Below are 16,269 nucleotides of genomic sequence, written 5' to 3'. Positions count from 1 at the left end.
ATGGGAAGCCTAAACTGGCGGGCCGCGCCACAAGCGCCAGGAGTACGCCATGAATGCACGTGACCCCCAACTGCCGCTGCAGGCCGGCGAAGCGACCGCCCTGGGCGACTTTGCCGCCCGTGTCTGGGATGAGGAAATCGTCCCCGCGCTGACCGACTACATCGCCATCCCGGCCAAGAGCCCGATGTTCGACGCCGACTGGGCCGCCAATGGCCATATCGAGAAGGTGCTGACCCAGGCCGCCGCCTGGGTGGAGAGCAAGAAGGTCGCCGGCCTGAAGCTGGAGGTCATCCGCATCCCGGGCCGCACGCCGGTCATCTTCTTCGAGGTGCCGGCCACCAAGGCGGGCTGCGAAGACACCGTCGTCGTCTACGGCCACCTGGACAAGCAGCCCGAGTTCAGCGGCTGGCGCAGCGACCTCGGCCCCTGGACGCCCAAGTACGAGAACGGCCTGCTCTATGGCCGCGGCGGCGCCGATGACGGTTACGCGGTCTATGCCTCGCTGACGGCCATCATGGCTCTGGACAAGCAGGGCATCCCGCGCCCGCGCTGCGTCGGCCTCATCGAAACCTGCGAGGAAAGCGGCAGCTTCGACCTGCCGGCCTACCTCGACCTGCTCAAGCCCCGCCTGGGCAATGTCTCGCTGGTGGTCTGCCTGGACTCCGGTGCCGGCAACTACGACCAGCTCTGGCTGACGACTTCGCTGCGCGGCATGGTGTCGGGCGTGCTGAAGGTCGAGGTGCTGACCGAGGGCATCCACAGCGGCGACGCCTCGGGCGCCGTGCCTTCGAGCTTCCGCATCCTGCGCCAGGTGCTGGATCGCCTGGAGGACAGCAAGACCGGCCGCCTGCTGCCGGAGAGCTTCCACTGCGAGATCCCGGGTGCCCGCCTGGAGCAGGCGCAAGCGACGGCGGCCATCCTGAAGGAAGAGGTCTACAAGCGCATGCCCTGGGCCTGCGGCGCGGACGGCGGCCCGGTGCTGCCGGTGACGAGCGACCCGGTCGAGGTGCTGCTGAACCGCACCTGGCGGCCCACGCTGTCGGTCGTCGGCGCCGACGGTTTCCCCGAGCTGAAGAACGCCGGCAATGTGCTGCGGCCTTACACGGCCTTCAAGCTGTCGCTGCGCCTGCCGCCGCTGATCGACGGCAACGAGGCCGCGCTCAAGCTCAAGGCGCTGCTGGAAGACAACGCCCCCTACAACGCCAAGGTCAGCTTCGTGCCCGACGGCCGCGCCGGCGCCTACGGTGCCACCGGCTGGAACACGCCCGAGCTGTCGCCGTGGTTGAGCCAGGCGCTCAACGATGCCAGCCAGGCCCATTTCGGCGCGCCGGTCGGCTATATCGGCCAGGGCGGCACCATCCCGCTGATGAGCATGCTGCAAAAGGGCTTCCCGGCCGCGCAGATGATGGTCTGCGGCGTGCTGGGCCCCAAGAGCAACGCCCACGGTCCCAACGAGTTCCTGCATGTGCCCTACGGCAAGCGTCTGACCGCTGCCGTCGCGCAAGTGATGGCCGCCCATCCCTGACTGAATGGACCAGCTCCGCGCCATCAAGGTCTTTGTCCGCGTCATCGACGAGGGCAGCTTCGCCGCCGCGGCGCGGGCGCTGGACCTGGCGCCGGCCGTCGTCACGCGCCTGGTGGCCGAACTGGAGGAGCATCTCGGCACGCGCCTGCTGAACCGCACGACGCGGCGGCTGTCGCTGACCGAGATCGGCGAGGCCTATCTGGAGCGGGCGCGGCGCATCATGGCCGACGTCGACGAGGCGGCGGCCCTGGCGGCCTCGGCCACGCAGGAGGTGCGCGGCCTGCTGCGCGTGCTCTGCCCGCCGGCCATTGCCGTGCACCAGCTGGCCAAGCACCTGCCCAAGTTCCACCGCGAGTACCCGCTGGTGACGCTGGAGCTGACCTCGCCCGGCCCGGTCGAGACGGTGGACGACGCCTACGACCTGACCATCTTCCTGTCCCGCGAGACCCTGGATGGCGACTTCATCGCCCGCCGCCTGGCGCGCAGCGAATTCATCATGTGTGCCTCGCCGGACTATCTCGACCAGCGCGGCCGCCCCCAGCACCCCAGCGACCTCAAGCAGCACGACGCCCTGCTGCCGCCCACGCCGGCCCTGATGCGCGGCCTGACGCTGCAGCGCGGCGACGGCGCCGAGGAGATCACCCTGCCCATCGTGCCCTCGCGCGCGACGCTGTCGACGACGCATATGGACACCAACTACGCCGCCGCCCTGCACGGCCTGGGCGTGGCCGGCCTGCCCAGCTTCATGGTGGAAGACGCGCTGCTGGAGCAGGCGCTGGAGCGCGTCATGCCGCAGTGGCGGCTGTTCGGCACGACGCTGTGGGCCGGCATGCCGACGCGCAAATACGTGCCGGCGCGCACGCGCGCCTTCCTCGACTTCCTGCTCGAGATCTTCGGCGGCGAGGACAAGGATCCCTGGCTGGTGGCGGCGGGCTGCGCCACCTGCCCCTGATCACTTCAGCGTAAAGCCCAGTTCGAAGAACTCAGGCAGGCGAGCCTCCATGGCCCGTTTCAATGGGCCGAAGGCGACATAGCGGCTGGACGTCTTGGCCACATAGGCCAGCAGGCGACGCTCCTCGGCATGGTGCTGGCCGATCAGCACGAGGTGCTGGCGCAGGGCGCTCCACTCCAGCTCGCGCCAGTACTCGCCGAAGTCGGCCGCCAGATCCTCGTCGAGCTGGCCCTCCTTGCGGCAGGCTTCCCAGTGGCGCGCCGCCCAGTCGATCTCCTGGGCCTCGTCCCAGGCCAGCTCGGGCGGGCGCAGCAGGGCGGCCAGCTCATCGGTCACGCTGCCTTTGGGAGCGTCGTCGATGAGGCGATGCAGCACAGCGTCCAGGCCGCTGTCGATGCCGTCCTGGGCGATGCGGGCCAGGCCGGCTCGCAGCAGGGTCGGATCGGGCGGTGTCAATGCGGCGGGGTTGGCGCGCAGCTCCGCGCAGGCCTTGCGCATCAGGTGGTCGGCGTCTTCGGGGTGGGCGAGAAGATGGGTGATCAGGGCGGAGGTCATGGAGAGGAAATCCCTCGTGGATAATCAAATTCTAAGAACCGCCGGCCCCGGCATCCTCACCGACATCGAGCCCTTGCCGCTCTCGCCGCCCGTGCCGCGCTCGCCCCGCCTCCCCACCCCAGCCCCGCTGCCCACCCTCGTCGCCCTGGCCCTGTGTGCCTGGGGGCCGGTGTCCGCCCAGCAGGCTCCCGCCGACGAGGCCCTGCCGCTGCGCGGCAGCCGGGTGCTCGGCCCGACCTCCAAGACGGGTGCCAAGCCGGCCCTGGTCATCAGCGCCGACAAGGTCGCGGCCCAGGTGGACCAGAAGGCCGAAGGCCAGGGCAATGTCGAGCTGCGCTATGGCGAGCTGGTGCTGAAAGCCGACAAGCTGGACTACAGCGTCGTCGACGACCTCGCCCGGGCCGAGGGCCAGGTGCGCATCAACCACAACGGCAATGTCTTCAGCGGCCCGCTGCTGCAGCTCTACGTGAGCCGCTTCGAGGGCGAGTTCCTGACGCCCAGCTTCTTCCTCGCGGCTACCGGCGGCGCCGGCAAGGCCAAGGTGCTGAGGTTCCAGGACAGCGAACACATGAGCGCCAGCGAGGGCAGCTACAGCAGCTGCCCGGCCGTGGACAACCAGGAGCCGGCCTGGCAGATCACGGCCCGCAACCTGCGCATGGACCTGGCCGCCAACGAGGGCCAGGCCGATGGCGCCGTGCTGCGCTTCCTCGGCGTGCCCATCCTGGCCGCGCCCTCCCTGAGCTTCCCGCTCAGCTCGGCGCGCAAGTCGGGCTGGCTGCCGCCCAGCGTCTTCCTGGACAACCGCAGCGGCTTCGAGCTGGGCGTGCCCTATTACTGGAATATCGCGCCGCAGCGCGACGCGACCTTCACGCCCTTCGTGATGACCAAGCGCGGCGTCGGCCTTGACAGCGAATTCCGCTATCTGGAGCCAGGCCACGCCGGCCGCATCAACGTCGACCTGCTGCCCAGCGACCGCGTCTTCGGCAGTTCGCGCTGGAGCCTCAAGCTCAACAACGACGGCCATGTCTTCGGCGACTGGCGCTACCGGCTCAAGAGCGAGCGGGTGTCCGACGACGACTACTGGAAGGACATGTCGCGCCGCGTCGAGAGCCAGACGCCGCGCCTGCTGGCCAATGACTTCACGCTGAACCGCCAGCGCGAGCTGTCCTGGGGCGGCATCGACACCTATGCCCGCGTGCAGCGCTGGCAGGTGCTGCAGGGCGTCGACGCGCCCTTCGACACGCCCTTCCAGCGCAGCCCGCAGATCGGCATCCGCGTGACGACGGCGGCCGACGAGGCCGTGCTGGACAGCTTCCGCCCCTGGGGCCGCAAGGCGCGGCTGGAGGGCGGCCTGGAGCTGGAATACAACCGCTTCGACCTGCCCACCTCGGCCCTGGCCGGCCAGCAGCGGGGCGGCCAGCGCTTGCATGCCCTCGGCCATGTGGCGGCGCCCCTGGGTGGCGAGGCCTGGTGGTTCATCCCGCGCCTGTCGGTCAACGCGGCCGGCTATGACCTGGACCGCGCCCAGCCCGACGGCCGCGCCCGCATGCACCGCGTCATCCCGACGCTGAGCATCGACCATGGCTGGGTGTTCGAGCGCGACACGACGCTGCTGGGGCGCGACTACCGCCAAAGCCTCGAGCCACGCCTGCTCTACGTCAACACGCCCTTCCGCGACCAGCTCAACCTGCCCAACTTCGACTCGGCGCCGAAGGATTTCAACTTCGACTCCATCTACACCGACAACCAGTTCTCGGGCGTCGACCGGGTGTCGGACCTGCACGCCATCAGCGCCGGCGTGACCAGCCGCTGGATAGGCGCGAACTCCGGTGAGGAGATCCTGCGCCTGGGCGCCGTGCAGCGCTTCCTGCTCCGCGACCAGAAGATCACGACCGAGGGCCCGCCCGTCACCCAGCGCTTCTCCGACCTGCTGCTGGCCGCCGCCGCCCACCTGGACGAGAGGTGGTGGGCCGACGGCACGCTGCAGTTCAACTCCGACACCAGCCGCACCGTGCGTTCGGTGCTGCGGGCGCGCTACTCGCCCGGGCCCTACAAGACTGTCAGCGTCGCCTACCGCCTGGCGCGGGCCCAGAGCGAGCAGGTCGAACTGGCCTGGCAATGGCCCATCTACGGCACGCCGGTCACCTCGCGTGGCGCCGACAGCAAGCAGTGCGGCGGCGCCTGGTACAGCGCGGGCCGCGTGCAGTATTCGCTGCGCGATCGCCGCCTGACCGATTCCGTCGTCGGCTTCGAGTACGACGCCGGCTGCTGGGTGCTGCGCTGGGGCGTCGAGCGCCTGTCCACGGGCCGGGCCGAAACCAACACGCGGCTGATGCTTCAGCTGGAGCTGGTCGGCCTGTCACAGCTCGGTTCGAACGCCCTCAAGGTCTTGAAGGACAATGTGCCCGGTTACCGAAGGCTGAGCTCCGACCGCTCGCCGAGTTCAGATTTCCAACCATGATGCATCGCCTCGCTCCCTCCATCCTTGCCGTGACGCTGGCCCTGGCCGCCTTCAACGCCGCCGCCCAGACGCCCACGCTGCAGCCGGGGGACTACATCGCCGCCGTCGTCAACCAGGACGTCGTCGCCGCCAGCGAGGTCGTCCAGCGCACCGAACGCCTGCGCCAGGAGGCCCGCCAGCGCGGCGAGGTCATGCCCGAGACGGCCGGCCTGCGCAAGCAGGCGCTGGAAACGCTGATCGAGGACCGCGTCCTCGTCACCTACGCCCGTGAGAACGGCGCCCGCATCGACGAGGCCGAGCTGGATCGCGTCGTCGCCAACGTCGCTGCCCAGAACAAGCTGACCATGGCCCAGTTGCGCGAGCGGCTGAAGCAGGACGGCACCGACTACAAGAGCTTCCGCGAGAACCTGCGCGACCAGATGATGACGGAGCGCGTGCGCGAGCGCGAAGTGCAGGGCCGCATCAAGGTGACGGACGCCGAGATCGACGCCTACCTCGACAAGAAGCGCGCCGAACTGGACCGCGGCGGCATGATCAACATTGCCCAGGTGCTGGTGCCCGTGGCCGAGGGCTCGCCGGAAAGCCTCGTCGCCGAGCGCCGCGCCCGTGCCGAGGGTGCGCTGGCGCGCATCAAGGGCGGCGAGGACTTCGCCCGCGTCGCCCGCGAGATCTCCGAGGACGGCAACAAGGCCAAGGGCGGCGAGATCGGCCTGCGGCCGGCCGACCGCCTGCCCGACGCCTTCGTCAATGCCGTCAAGGGCCTGAAGACCGGCGAGGTTGCCCCCCAGCTGCTGCGCAGCGGCGCGGGCTTCCACGTCCTCAAGGTCGTCGAGCGCCAGGGCGCCGGGGCCGTGACCCAGAGCGTGCAGACCCATGCCCGTCACATCCTGCTGCGGCCGTCGGCCCAGCTGACCGCCGAAGTCGCGGCCCGCCGCCTGGCCGAGATGAAGCGCCAGATTGAGGCCGGCCGGGCCAAGTTCGAGGACCTGGCCAAGGCCAACTCCGAGGATGGCAGCGCCGAGGCCGGCGGTGACCTGGGCTGGATGGGCGCCGGCGGCTTCGTGCCGGAGTTCGAGGAAGCGATGAATGCGCTGCCGCTGAACGGCATTTCCGGTCCCGTCGTCTCGCGTTTCGGCGTGCACCTGATCCAGGTGCTGGAACGTCGCACCGTCGAGGTCGAGATGAAGCAGATCCGCGACCAGGCCCGTGGCGCGCTGCGCGAGCAGAAGTACGACGAGGCCTACCAGGAGTGGGTCAAGGATCTGCGCAACAAGGCATTCGTCGAAGTCCGCGAATGGCTCGATTAAGCGGCTCGCACATCCCCCGCAAGCGCTTCGGGCAGCATTTCCTGACCGACAAGGCGCTGATCGAAGCCATCGTCGACCTGATCGACCCGCAGCCGGGCGAGACCCTGGTCGAGATCGGCCCGGGCCTGGGGGCGATGACGCTGCCGCTGCTGGAGCGGCACAAGCCGCTGACCGTCATCGAGCTGGACCGCGACCTGGCCGCCCGCCTGCGCAAGCGCGACGACGTCGAGGTCATCGAGAGCGACGTGCTCAAGGTCGACTTCAAGGCCCTGGCCGCCGCCAAGGGCGCGAAGCTGCGCGTCGTCGGCAATCTGCCCTACAACATTTCCACGCCCATCCTCTTCCATCTGCTGGAAGCGGTGGACGATGTCGTCGACCAGCATTTCATGCTGCAGAAGGAAGTGGTGGACCGCATGGCCGCGGGGCCGGGCGGCAAGGACTACGGGCGCTTGAGCGTCATGTTGCAGTGGCGCTATGGCATCGAGTCGGTGCTGGACGTGCCGCCCGAGGCCTTCGATCCACCGCCGCGAGTGGATTCGGCCATCGTGCGCATGCAGCCCCTCAAAAACCCGCCGGCCGTGGACCCAGTCCTGCTGGGCGCCCTCGTTGCCAGCGCCTTCTCCCAGCGCCGCAAGCTGCTGCGCCACAGCCTGGGCCACTGGCTGGCCGAGCGCGGCTACTCGGGCCACTTCGACCTGCAGCGCCGCGCCGAGGAAGTGCCGGTCGACGAGTTCGTCGCGCTGGCGCTGGAAGTGCCGCCGCAAAAATAAAAACGGGACCCGAGGGTCCCGTTCTTCATGGGCGTGGACGAGGCATCAAGCCGCGTTCAGCCACATCGACGTATCGAAGGCACTGCACATCATCGGCATGTTCATGCCGAAGTTGGGGTTGCCAATTGCTGCCTTTGCGCTTTTCGGCGCGGGCTTCTCAATAACCGGGGCCACCTCAGCAGCCCGCTCCCATGACCCGTTTTCTTGGGAGCGGGCTACTGAAAAGAATAGAAACAGCGGAACGCTATCTTCCGGTCGGCCCAGTAGTCGGCCGTATCGCGGAAGACATCGAGCAACTGCTCGCGGGCCTCGCGATCGAAACGCACGTTGTCGGGCAACTGCTCCAGCACCACGACAAAGCCGGGCTGGGAGCCCGACTTGTGGACGAGGTCGGTCATGCAGTCATGCAGGGCGTCCAGGTTCTTGCCGAAATGCGCTGGGAACAAGAAGGCTTGCGCGATGCCGTCGAGCACGTCCTGCTTGGACTGCGCCTCCGACAGATTGGCATAGAGAAAATGCTGGCCCGCCTCTTGAGCGGCCTGCATCAAGTCCTCGACCCGGTAGGCCCGTATGGCCTGCACGATATTGGGACGGACGGTCTGCAAAAGCATGGTCGCGTTCCTCCTTTCAAGTCACAAAACAGCTGGATCCTCGACTTTCACCGTGCCGCCGCAGCGCGGATGCGCTTGAAGCTGGCATAGTGATCGTCGGTGTAGTAACAGACCTCCGGCGCGGTGGGAGGGGTGCCTCCGCAAACGAGGCGACGAGCGCCCCGGTTTCGCGCGCCAGGAGTCTTGACCGTGTATTCGCGGTAGAAGCCGCGAGCCTTGCGGGGAAGCAGGCGCTCACGATTGCCGAACACCACGCCGTCCTTGGCTTGCGGAAAGGGGCCGCCGGCGAGAACGAGCCGGTGGGTTTCCTGGGCCTGGACGGGCAGCTCGCTCAGCTGGATTTCAGCCAGAGCGGGCGTTGCGGTGGGTTGCGCTTCCTTGGCTTGCGCGCCTCCGGCGAGGCCGGAAAGCAGCAGGGCGGTGGTGACCGCCGAGGCGCCGGAGCGCGCCAGCCACGAGAGCAAAAACACGGGTTAACCCTGCTTCGAAAACCATAATGGTACCGAAGCGACCCCAAAAGCTCAAGCCGGCCACCGGCGCGGAAGTCTGGAATAGGGTTATGTGAGCCGGCGCTCACACGCCGCTAAGTGCTTGTTTCTCAAGGCTCCATGACGGTCCCATGACGCAGTTTTCGATCGTGAAAACTTCTGTCAATTGGGGGAGTCCGGGCGCTTTTGCGCCGTTCTCCCATGGAACTCGGAGTCTCCTCGGTCCTGACTCAGCTGCGCGCGGCGTTGGCGTCGGCGACGGTCAGGGCCGTCATGTTGACGATGCGGCGCACGGTGGCCGAGGGCGTCAGCACATGCACCGGCTTGGCCGCACCGAGCAGCACGGGGCCGATGGCGATGCCGCCGCCGGCCGCCGTCTTCAGCAGGTTGTAGGAGATGTTGGCGGCGTCGATGTTGGGCAGCACCAGCAGGTTGGCTTCACCCGTCAAAGGGCTGTGCGGCATGATCTGCTTGCGGTAGGGCGCGTCCAGCGCCGTGTCGCCGTGCATCTCGCCGTCGACTTCCAGCCAGGGCGCGAGCTGCTGGATCAGGGCCAGGGTGTCGCGCATCTTGATGGCCGACGGCTTGTCGCTGGTGCCGAAGTTGCTGTGCGACAGCAGGGCGGCCTTCGGCGTGAGGCCGAAGCGGCACATCTCCTGGGCGGCCATGATGGTGATCTCGGCCAGTTGTTCGGCGGTCGGGTCGTAGTTGACGTGGGTGTCGACCAGCATGACCTGGCGGCCCGGCAGGATCAGGCCGTTCATGCAGGCATAGGTCTTCACGCCGGCGCGCTTGCCGATGACCTGGTCGATGTACTGCAGATGGGTGGCGGTGGTGCCCCAGGTGCCGCACAGCATGCCGTCGACCTCGCCCTTGTGCAGCAGCATGGCGCTGATGAGGGTCAGGCGGCGGCGCATCTCGATCTTGGCGAGCTGCTGGGTCACGCCCTTGCGCTCGGTCATGCGCAGATAGGTCTGCCAGTAGTCGCGGTAGCGGTCGTCGTGCTCGACGTTGACGACGTCATAGTCGCGGCCCTGCTGCAGGCGCAGGCCGAAGCGCTCGCAGCGTTCGGCGATGACCTCGGGGCGGCCGATCAGCGTCGGGCGCGCCAGGTTCTCGTCGACGACGACCTGGGCGGCGCGCAGGATGCGCTCCTCCTCACCCTCGGCATAGGCGACGCGCTTGTTGGGCGCCCGCTTGGCCGCGGTGAAGATGGGCTTCATCGTGTTGCCCGAGGCATAGACGAAGCTCTGCAGCTTCTCGCGGTAGGCGTCCCAGTCGGTGATGGGGCGGGCCGCGACGCCCGAGTCCATGGCGGCCTTGGCCACGGCCGGCGCGATGCGCATCATCAGCCGCGGGTCGAAGGGCTTGGGTATCAGGTATTCGGCGCCGAAGCTCAGCGTCGCGCCCACATAGGCCGCGGCCACCACCTCGCTCTGCTCGGCCTGGGCCAGGTCAGCGATGGCGTGGACGGCGGCGATCTCCATCTCCATGTTGATGGTCGTGGCCCCCGAGTCCAGCGCACCGCGGAAGATGTAGGGGAAGCACAGGACGTTGTTGACCTGGTTGGGGTAGTCCGTGCGGCCCGTGGCCATGATGGCGTCGCCGCGCACGGCCTGCACTTCCTCGGGCAGGATCTCGGGCGTCGGGTTGGCCAGGGCGAAGATCAGCGGCCTGTCGGCCATCGTGGCCACCATGTCGGACTTCAGCACGCCGCCGGCCGACAGGCCCAGGAAGACGTCGGCGCCGGCGATGACCTCGCGCAGCGAGCGCGCCTCGGTCTTCTGCGCGTACTCGGCCTTGTCCGGGTCCATCAGCTCGGTGCGGCCCTCGTAGACGACGCCGGCCAGGTCGGTCACGAAGATGTTCTCGCGCGGCAGGCCGAGCTTGACGAGCAGGCCCAGGCAGGCGAGTGCGGCGGCGCCGGCGCCCGAGGTGACCAGCTTGACGTCCTTCACATCCTTGCCGACGACCTTGAGGCCGTTCAGGAAGGCCGCGCCGACGACGATGGCCGTGCCGTGCTGGTCGTCGTGGAAGACGGGGATCTTCATGCGCTTGCGCAACTCGCGCTCGACATAGAAGCAGTCCGGTGCCTTGATGTCCTCGAGGTTGATGCCGCCGAAGGTCGGCTCCAGCGCCGCGATGCAGTCCACCAGCTTGTCGAGGTCGTTCTGGTCGACCTCGAGGTCGAAGACGTCAATGCCGGCGAACTTCTTGAACAGCACGCCCTTGCCTTCCATGACCGGCTTGGACGCCAGCGGGCCGATATTCCCCAGGCCCAGCACGGCCGTGCCGTTGGAGACGACGGCGACGAGATTGCCGCGCGAGGTGTAGCGGAAGGCGTTGGCCGGGTCGGCCACGATCTCTTCGCAGGCCGCTGCCACGCCGGGCGAGTAGGCCAGGGCCAGGTCGCGCTGGTTGACCAGGGACTTGGTGGCCGCGATGGCGATCTTGCCCGGCGTCGGGAACTCGTGATATTCGAGAGCGGCCTGTCGGAGTTGGGCGCGTTTTTCTTCTGAGCTGGGCATGGCGAGGCAGACAAGGGCCGACGGGGTTGGAATCATGCCACCTTGGCTCGCGCGCGGTCGCTGCGGATGTCCACATGGCGACAATCGCACGCATGGGTGAATTCGATCTGATCCGGCGCTATTTCCAGCGCCCTGCGGGGGAGGGTGTCGAGGTGGGTGTCGGCGATGACTGTGCCGTCCTCATCCCGACGCCGGGTGCGCGCTGGCTCATCTCCAGCGACATGCTGGTCGAGGGCCGGCATTTCCTGTCCACCGTCGACCCGGCCCGCTTGGGTCATAAGGCCCTGGCCGTCAATCTCAGCGACCTGGCCGCCTGCGGCGCGACCCCGCGAGGCTTCACATTGGCCCTGGCCTTGCCGCGTGTTGACGAAGCCTGGCTGGCCGGCTTCGCACGCGGCCTGTGGGCCCTGGCCGATGCCAGCGGCGTCCCGCTGATCGGCGGCGACACGACGCAGGGGCCGCTCAACATCTGCATCACCGTCTTCGGCGAAGCGCCGCCGGGCCAGGCCCTGCTGCGCGGCGGCGCCCGCGTCGGTGACGAGATCTGGGTGTCCGGCACGCTGGGCGATGCGCGCCTGGCGCTGGAGGTGTTTCGCGGCACCGTGGCGCTGGAGGCGGGCCTGGACGGCGTGCGCCGCGCGATGGAGCTGCCGACGCCGCGCCTCGCGCTGGGCCAGGCGCTGCGCGGCATCGCCACGTCCGCCATCGACGTGTCCGACGGCCTGCTGGGCGACCTCGGCCACATCCTCGCGGCCTCGCGCGTCGGCGCGCGGCTGGACGTCGACGCGTTGCCGCGCAGCAGGGTGCTCGCCGCGCAAGCGCAAGCCCTGCAGCAGGAATGCCTGCTGGCCGGCGGCGACGACTACGAGCTCGTCTTCACGGCGCCGGCCGGTGCGCGCTTGCCTGATGTGGGGGTGGCGCTGACACGGATCGGCGTAGTCGAGGCCGAGGCAGGCCTGCGTGTGGTCGATGCCCGCGGCAGTGCCGTCGAGCATGGCCTGCGCTCCTTCGATCACTTCAAGTCATGAGCGCCGCACCGATCCGCCCGACGCTGGGCTTCATGCTGCGCCATCCCGCCCGTTGGATAGCGCTCGGCTTTGGCAGCGGCCTGGCGCCCCAGGCCCCCGGCACCTTCGGCACGCTGTGGGCCTGGGGCGTGTTCCTGCTGATCTCGCCGTGGCTGACCGACTATGGCTGGGCTGCGCTGATCGGCCTGGGCACCGTCGTCGGCTGGTGGGCCTGCACGCGCTGCGCCCAGCACATGAACACGCCCGACCCGGGATCCATCGTCTGGGACGAGGTGCTGGCCTTCTGGCTGGTGCTGTGGTTGATCGCGCCCAGTTCTCTCGTGGCTCAGCTGATTGCCTTCGGCCTGTTCCGCTTCTTCGACGCGGCCAAGCCCGGCCCCGTGGGCTGGGCGGACCGCCTCTTCAAGGGCGAGCGCGGCGCTCCCCCCACCTGGGCCCAGGGCTGGGGCATCCTGTTCGACGATTTCGTCGCGGCCGGCTGTACGCTCGCCGTCATCGCGCTCTACCGCTACTTCGCAGGGTGATGCCATGTTTGCCGATGACCTCGAACTGATCGACCGTATCGCCGTCGCGCTGATCCAGCGCCGCGAACGCATCGGCACGGCCGAGAGCTGCACCGGCGGCCTCATCGCGGCGGCCTGCACCAGTCTGGCCGGCTCCAGCGCCTGGTTCGAGCGCGGTGTCGTCAGCTACAGCAACGAGGCCAAGGCCGAACTGCTGGGCGTGCCCAAGGGGTTGATTGCGCTGCATGGCGCCGTCAGCGCCGAGGTGGCCGAGCACATGGCGCGCGGCCTGCTGGCCCATGCCCCCATCGACTGGGCCCTGGCCGTCACCGGCGTCGCCGGGCCCACGGGCGGCAGCGAGGCCAAGCCGGTCGGCACGGTCTGGCTGGCCCTGGTGCATTCGGGCCGGCCCGCTCTGGTCTGGCGCGAGAACTTCGTGGGTGACCGTCAGGCGGTGCGCCTGCAGACGGTGACGGCAGGGCTGACGGCCCTGTGTGAAGCGCTGGAAGACAGGGACAACTAACCGAGCTTGGCTATGACACTCTCGGTGGTGACCGCCGAGGTGTCGGGCGGCTGCCAGCTCTTGGCCCAGGCGATGAACTGCTCCTGCGGCATGGGCTTGCAGATGTAGTAGCCCTGGCCCTCGTCGCAGCCCAGCTTGGCCAGCATGGCCCAGGCCTTCACCGTCTCCAGCCCCTCGGCGACGACGCTCAGGTCGAGGTTGTGGGCCAGCTCGATGGTCGAGCGCACGATGCGCGCGTCGTCCAAGTCGCGCTCCATGGCCATGACGAAGCTCTTGTCGATCTTCAATTCGTCCACCGGCAGGCGCTTCAGATAGGCCAGCGACGAGTAGCCGGTGCCGAAGTCGTCGATGGACAGCTTGAAGCCCATGGCATGCAGATGCTCCAGCGTGGACAGGGCCCGTTCGGGGTCGTCCATGATGGCGCTCTCGGTGATCTCCAGGCACAGGGCCGTGGGCGGCACCTGCAGCGGCGTCAGCATGGCCTCGATCTTGGCAGGCAGCTCCTGGTCCATCAGGTCGCGCGTGGACAGGTTGACCGACAGCCGCAGCGTCAGCCCCGCGTCCGCGGCCTCGCGGGCGAACCTGGCCGTGCCGGACAGCACCCAGGCGCTGAGCATGCGGATGAAGCCGGTCTGCTCGGCGAACGGAATGAACTGCATCGGCGGCACCAGGCCGCGCGTCGGGTGCTGCCAGCGCACCAGGGCCTCGGCGCCGACCACGCGGCCGCGCTGCAGGTCGATCTTGGGCTGCAGGAAGAGGCGCAGCTCGTTGGCCTCGACGGCATGGCGCAGCTCGGTCAGCAGCGACAGCGATTCCTGGCTGCCGGCGTCCAGCTGGGCGTGGTAGATCAGGCTGCCGCATTGCCGCGTCTTGGCCGCATACATGGCCAGCTCGGCACGGCCCAGCAGCAGGTTGACGTCCTGGCCATGCTCGGGGAAGAGGGCGATGCCGATGCCGGCGCCCAGGTCGATGGTCTCGTTGTCGATCTGCAGCGGATGCTCGAAGTCCTTCAGGATGGCGAGCGCCGCCTCGCTGGCCGCATGCGCGTCGGTGTGCGCCAGCAGCACGGCGAACTCGTCGCCGGACAGGCGTGCCAGCACTGAATGGGCCGGCGCGCACAGGGCCTGCAGCCGCTCGGCCACGCTCTGCAGCAGGCGGTCGCCGACATCGTGGCCCAGCACGTCGTTGACATGCTTGAAGCGATCCAGGTCCAGCATCAGCACGGCGCCCGGCGTGTCGCTGTGGTCGAGGTGGTGCTGCAGGAACTCGGCGAAGCGGGCCCGGTTGGGCAGCAGGGTCAGCTGGTCGACATAGGCCAGGTTGTTGACCAGGGCGTCGCGGCGGCGGATGCCCTCGCGCATGCTCTCCAGCGCCAGGGCCAGCTTGCGCACCTCCTCCAGGCGCGAGGTCGACGGCACGGGCGTGTCGTAGTCGCCGCGTTCCAGCCGGCGCGCCGAGGCCGACAGGGCCGTGATGGGATTGCTGATGCCACGCGCCAGCAGCACGCTCACCATGGCGAAGACGGCGACGCCGAGCACGGTCAGGCCCAGCAGGATGAGCTGCAGCTGCTGATAGGGCGCCAGCGCGCCGTCCAGCGAACGCAGCAGCAGCACGCCCAGCGGCTGTTCGCCGCCGATCAGCGCGACGAAGCGGGTGCCCATGCGTTCACCGGCCAGCTCCAGGATGCCGCCCTGCGGCGCGGCCTTGCCCAGGCCGGCGCGCAGCGCGGCGGCCGCGCTCTCGTCGAGATTGCCGACGACGGGGAGCCAGGGCTGTGCCGGGCTCTGCAGCAGCACGACGCTTTGCAGTTCGGACAGGGCCTTGAGGTCGTCCAGCACCTCGCGGTCCAGCGCGAAGGCCATCAGCACCCAGCCCACCGGCGCCGGCGTGCGCACCTGGACGGCGACGACCTGGAAGACATCGTTGCCCTTCACCACCAGGGCGGCGCCGTCATTGCTCTTGATGAGCTGGCCCAGCGCCGAGCCGAAGGCGGCCGAGCCGTCGCGCGTCGCGGCGACGAGCTGCTGGTGGTCGTCGAAGAAGGCGACCACCGAGGCGCCGACACGCTCACCCTGGTTGACGAGGGCGTCCTTGATGGTGTCCACCGTGCCGGCCTCGGCCAGCGACAGGCCGACGGTGCTGCGAAAGCCGTAGTCCTTGGCCAGCAGCTCGGCTGCATCGTGCAGCTTGCCGGCGCGCTGCTCGAGCAGGCGGCGCAGCACGCGCTCGCCGGTCTGCAGCTCGGCGGCCAGGGAGGCCTCGGCGTTGTGGGTGATGCTGGCGTGGATGGCGCCGAAGCTGACGAGCTGCACCACCAGCAGCAGCGCCAGGAAGAGGGCGACGATGCGGCCCTCGAGGCGGCGCAGATTCAGCCAGGCTGGCCAGCGCATCGCAGGGGTTTACTCCGCCAGCGTCAGCATGCTGCTGCCGCCACCGCTGGCCACGTCGAGCTTGGCGCTCTGCAGATTGGGCGACTTCTGGCCGCCGTGCCAAGCCTTGACGACATGTTCGCCCGCCGGCAGGTCAAAGGCCACCTGGCCCTTGTCGTCGGTGCGGCCGAAGGTCGGCGTGTCGACGACGACGATGTGGGCGCTCATGCGGTCATGGATGTTGCAGCCCAGCGTCGCGACGCCGGGCTTGTCGAAGACGATGGGCTCGGCCGGCGTGCCCGAATAGAGCTTGATGTCGATGACCTTGATGGGCGAGAACGAATAGACGTGATGCCTCACGGTGTCGAAGTTCGGGAAATTGACCGCCGTGCCCGTCTGCACGACGAGGAGCTGGGGCGTGAACTGGCGCTCGCGCTGGCCCATCTCGGCCTTGGCCGTGCTGGTCTTGCCGGTACGCCCCTTGACCTCGACGGCCACCGCCGCGCCGGCCAGCGGCTGGCCGTTCGGTCCGCGCAACTGCACGGTCACGGGCACGGCATGCGCAAGCAGCGGGGCCAGGGCGAGCGACAGCAGGGCGAGCGGGCGAAGGGGCATGACGCGTGAATCTCCGACCCCGACGATAGCCCAA

General features: G+C 68.8%; 14 protein-coding genes. 8 read left to right on the top strand and 6 right to left on the bottom strand.

Annotated elements, in window-relative coordinates; all coding sequences use genetic code 11:
* Positions 1-49 precede the first annotated feature (49 nt).
* Both AC07OY_RS10210 and AC07OY_RS10205 read left to right on the top strand, forming a co-directional pair.
* Positions 50-1,525 carry a M20 family metallopeptidase gene (locus AC07OY_RS10210; RefSeq protein ID WP_495042454.1) on the top strand — a complete coding sequence of 492 codons (1,476 nt, stop codon included), beginning with the start codon at positions 50-52 and terminating at the stop codon, positions 1,523-1,525.
* 4 nt (positions 1,526-1,529) lie between these two features.
* Complete coding sequence (locus AC07OY_RS10205) at positions 1,530-2,477, top strand: LysR family transcriptional regulator (RefSeq protein ID WP_495042453.1); 948 nt, start codon at positions 1,530-1,532, stop codon at positions 2,475-2,477.
* Here AC07OY_RS10205 and AC07OY_RS10200 read toward each other — a convergent pair whose 3' ends face one another.
* On the bottom strand, positions 2,478-3,032 hold the full coding sequence (locus AC07OY_RS10200; RefSeq protein WP_495042452.1) for a hypothetical protein: 555 nt from the start codon (positions 3,030-3,032) through the stop codon (positions 2,478-2,480).
* Positions 3,033-3,048: 16 nt separating this feature from the next.
* Here AC07OY_RS10200 and AC07OY_RS10195 point away from each other — a divergent pair, with 16 nt between their 5' ends.
* Genes AC07OY_RS10195 through rsmA form a run of 3 tightly spaced genes read left to right on the top strand, consistent with a single transcriptional unit; the run spans position 3,049 to position 7,570 of the window.
* Entirely contained in the window at positions 3,049-5,493 is a 2,445-nt protein-coding gene (locus AC07OY_RS10195) for an LPS-assembly protein LptD (RefSeq protein ID WP_495042451.1), read from the top strand.
* Entirely contained in the window at positions 5,490-6,800 is a 1,311-nt protein-coding gene (locus tag AC07OY_RS10190) for a peptidylprolyl isomerase (RefSeq protein ID WP_495042450.1), read from the top strand. The genes AC07OY_RS10195 and AC07OY_RS10190 overlap by 4 nt, the downstream gene beginning before the upstream one ends.
* On the top strand, positions 6,788-7,570 hold the full coding sequence (rsmA, locus tag AC07OY_RS10185) for a 16S rRNA (adenine(1518)-N(6)/adenine(1519)-N(6))-dimethyltransferase RsmA (RefSeq protein WP_495042449.1): 783 nt from the start codon (positions 6,788-6,790) through the stop codon (positions 7,568-7,570). Before AC07OY_RS10190 ends, rsmA begins: the two co-directional genes overlap by 13 nt.
* 215 nt (positions 7,571-7,785) lie before the next feature.
* Here rsmA and AC07OY_RS10180 read toward each other — a convergent pair whose 3' ends face one another.
* From AC07OY_RS10180 to AC07OY_RS10170, 3 genes are all read right to left on the bottom strand, one after another.
* The gene (locus AC07OY_RS10180; protein WP_056200105.1) at positions 7,786-8,181 is read right to left on the bottom strand and encodes a barstar family protein; all 396 of its coding nucleotides are present in this window, start codon (positions 8,179-8,181) and stop codon (positions 7,786-7,788) included.
* A gap of 47 nt (positions 8,182-8,228) precedes the next feature.
* Entirely contained in the window at positions 8,229-8,651 is a 423-nt protein-coding gene (locus AC07OY_RS10175; protein ID WP_495042448.1) for a guanyl-specific ribonuclease, read from the bottom strand.
* 248 nt (positions 8,652-8,899) lie between these two features.
* Entirely contained in the window at positions 8,900-11,197 is a 2,298-nt protein-coding gene (locus AC07OY_RS10170) for an NADP-dependent malic enzyme (protein WP_495042447.1), read from the bottom strand.
* 92 nt (positions 11,198-11,289) lie between these two features.
* Between AC07OY_RS10170 and thiL the strand changes: the two genes are divergently transcribed.
* Genes thiL through AC07OY_RS10155 form a run of 3 tightly spaced genes read left to right on the top strand, consistent with a single transcriptional unit; the run spans position 11,290 to position 13,251 of the window.
* Positions 11,290-12,225, top strand: a complete 936-nt coding sequence (gene thiL, locus AC07OY_RS10165) for a thiamine-phosphate kinase (protein ID WP_495042446.1) — start codon at positions 11,290-11,292, stop codon at positions 12,223-12,225.
* Positions 12,222-12,749: a phosphatidylglycerophosphatase A family protein gene (locus AC07OY_RS10160; protein ID WP_495042445.1), complete on the top strand. Its 528-nt coding sequence runs from the start codon at positions 12,222-12,224 to the stop codon at positions 12,747-12,749. Before thiL ends, AC07OY_RS10160 begins: the two co-directional genes overlap by 4 nt.
* 4 nt (positions 12,750-12,753) lie before the next feature.
* The gene (locus AC07OY_RS10155) at positions 12,754-13,251 is read left to right on the top strand and encodes a CinA family protein (protein WP_495042444.1); all 498 of its coding nucleotides are present in this window, start codon (positions 12,754-12,756) and stop codon (positions 13,249-13,251) included.
* On the opposite strand, the gene AC07OY_RS10150 is transcribed toward AC07OY_RS10155, so the two are convergent.
* Together AC07OY_RS10150 and AC07OY_RS10145 are read right to left on the bottom strand one after the other, a co-directional pair.
* Positions 13,248-15,641 (bottom strand): putative bifunctional diguanylate cyclase/phosphodiesterase, encoded by a 2,394-nt coding sequence (locus AC07OY_RS10150; RefSeq protein ID WP_495042443.1) that lies wholly within the window; start codon positions 15,639-15,641, stop codon positions 13,248-13,250. The two genes, AC07OY_RS10155 and AC07OY_RS10150, sit on opposite strands and share 4 nt — an antisense overlap.
* Positions 15,642-15,650: 9 nt before the next feature.
* Entirely contained in the window at positions 15,651-16,235 is a 585-nt protein-coding gene (locus AC07OY_RS10145; protein ID WP_495042442.1) for a methylamine utilization protein, read from the bottom strand.
* Between the last annotated feature and the right edge of the window lie 34 nt (positions 16,236-16,269).

Source organism: Roseateles sp. GW821-FHT09H10 (assembly GCF_059415865.1).
This window is presented reverse-complemented; position numbering and strand designations above follow the sequence as displayed.

What these genes read in the sequence shown, in the direction of transcription:
- AC07OY_RS10210 (WP_495042454.1), top strand. Translation starts at nt 50, where the DNA reads ATGAATGCACGTGACCCCCAACTGCCGCTGCAGGCCGGCGAAGCGACC.
- AC07OY_RS10205 (WP_495042453.1), top strand. Translation starts at nt 1,530, where the DNA reads ATGGACCAGCTCCGCGCCATCAAGGTCTTTGTCCGCGTCATCGACGAG.
- AC07OY_RS10200 (WP_495042452.1), bottom strand. Translation starts at nt 3,032, where the DNA reads ATGACCTCCGCCCTGATCACCCATCTTCTCGCCCACCCCGAAGACGCC.
- AC07OY_RS10190 (WP_495042450.1), top strand. Translation starts at nt 5,490, where the DNA reads ATGATGCATCGCCTCGCTCCCTCCATCCTTGCCGTGACGCTGGCCCTG.
- rsmA (WP_495042449.1), top strand. Translation starts at nt 6,788, where the DNA reads ATGGCTCGATTAAGCGGCTCGCACATCCCCCGCAAGCGCTTCGGGCAG.
- AC07OY_RS10180 (WP_056200105.1), bottom strand. Translation starts at nt 8,181, where the DNA reads ATGCTTTTGCAGACCGTCCGTCCCAATATCGTGCAGGCCATACGGGCC.
- AC07OY_RS10170 (WP_495042447.1), bottom strand. Translation starts at nt 11,197, where the DNA reads ATGCCCAGCTCAGAAGAAAAACGCGCCCAACTCCGACAGGCCGCTCTC.
- thiL (WP_495042446.1), top strand. Translation starts at nt 11,290, where the DNA reads ATGGGTGAATTCGATCTGATCCGGCGCTATTTCCAGCGCCCTGCGGGG.
- AC07OY_RS10160 (WP_495042445.1), top strand. Translation starts at nt 12,222, where the DNA reads ATGAGCGCCGCACCGATCCGCCCGACGCTGGGCTTCATGCTGCGCCAT.
- AC07OY_RS10155 (WP_495042444.1), top strand. Translation starts at nt 12,754, where the DNA reads ATGTTTGCCGATGACCTCGAACTGATCGACCGTATCGCCGTCGCGCTG.
- AC07OY_RS10150 (WP_495042443.1), bottom strand. Translation starts at nt 15,641, where the DNA reads ATGCGCTGGCCAGCCTGGCTGAATCTGCGCCGCCTCGAGGGCCGCATC.
- AC07OY_RS10145 (WP_495042442.1), bottom strand. Translation starts at nt 16,235, where the DNA reads ATGCCCCTTCGCCCGCTCGCCCTGCTGTCGCTCGCCCTGGCCCCGCTG.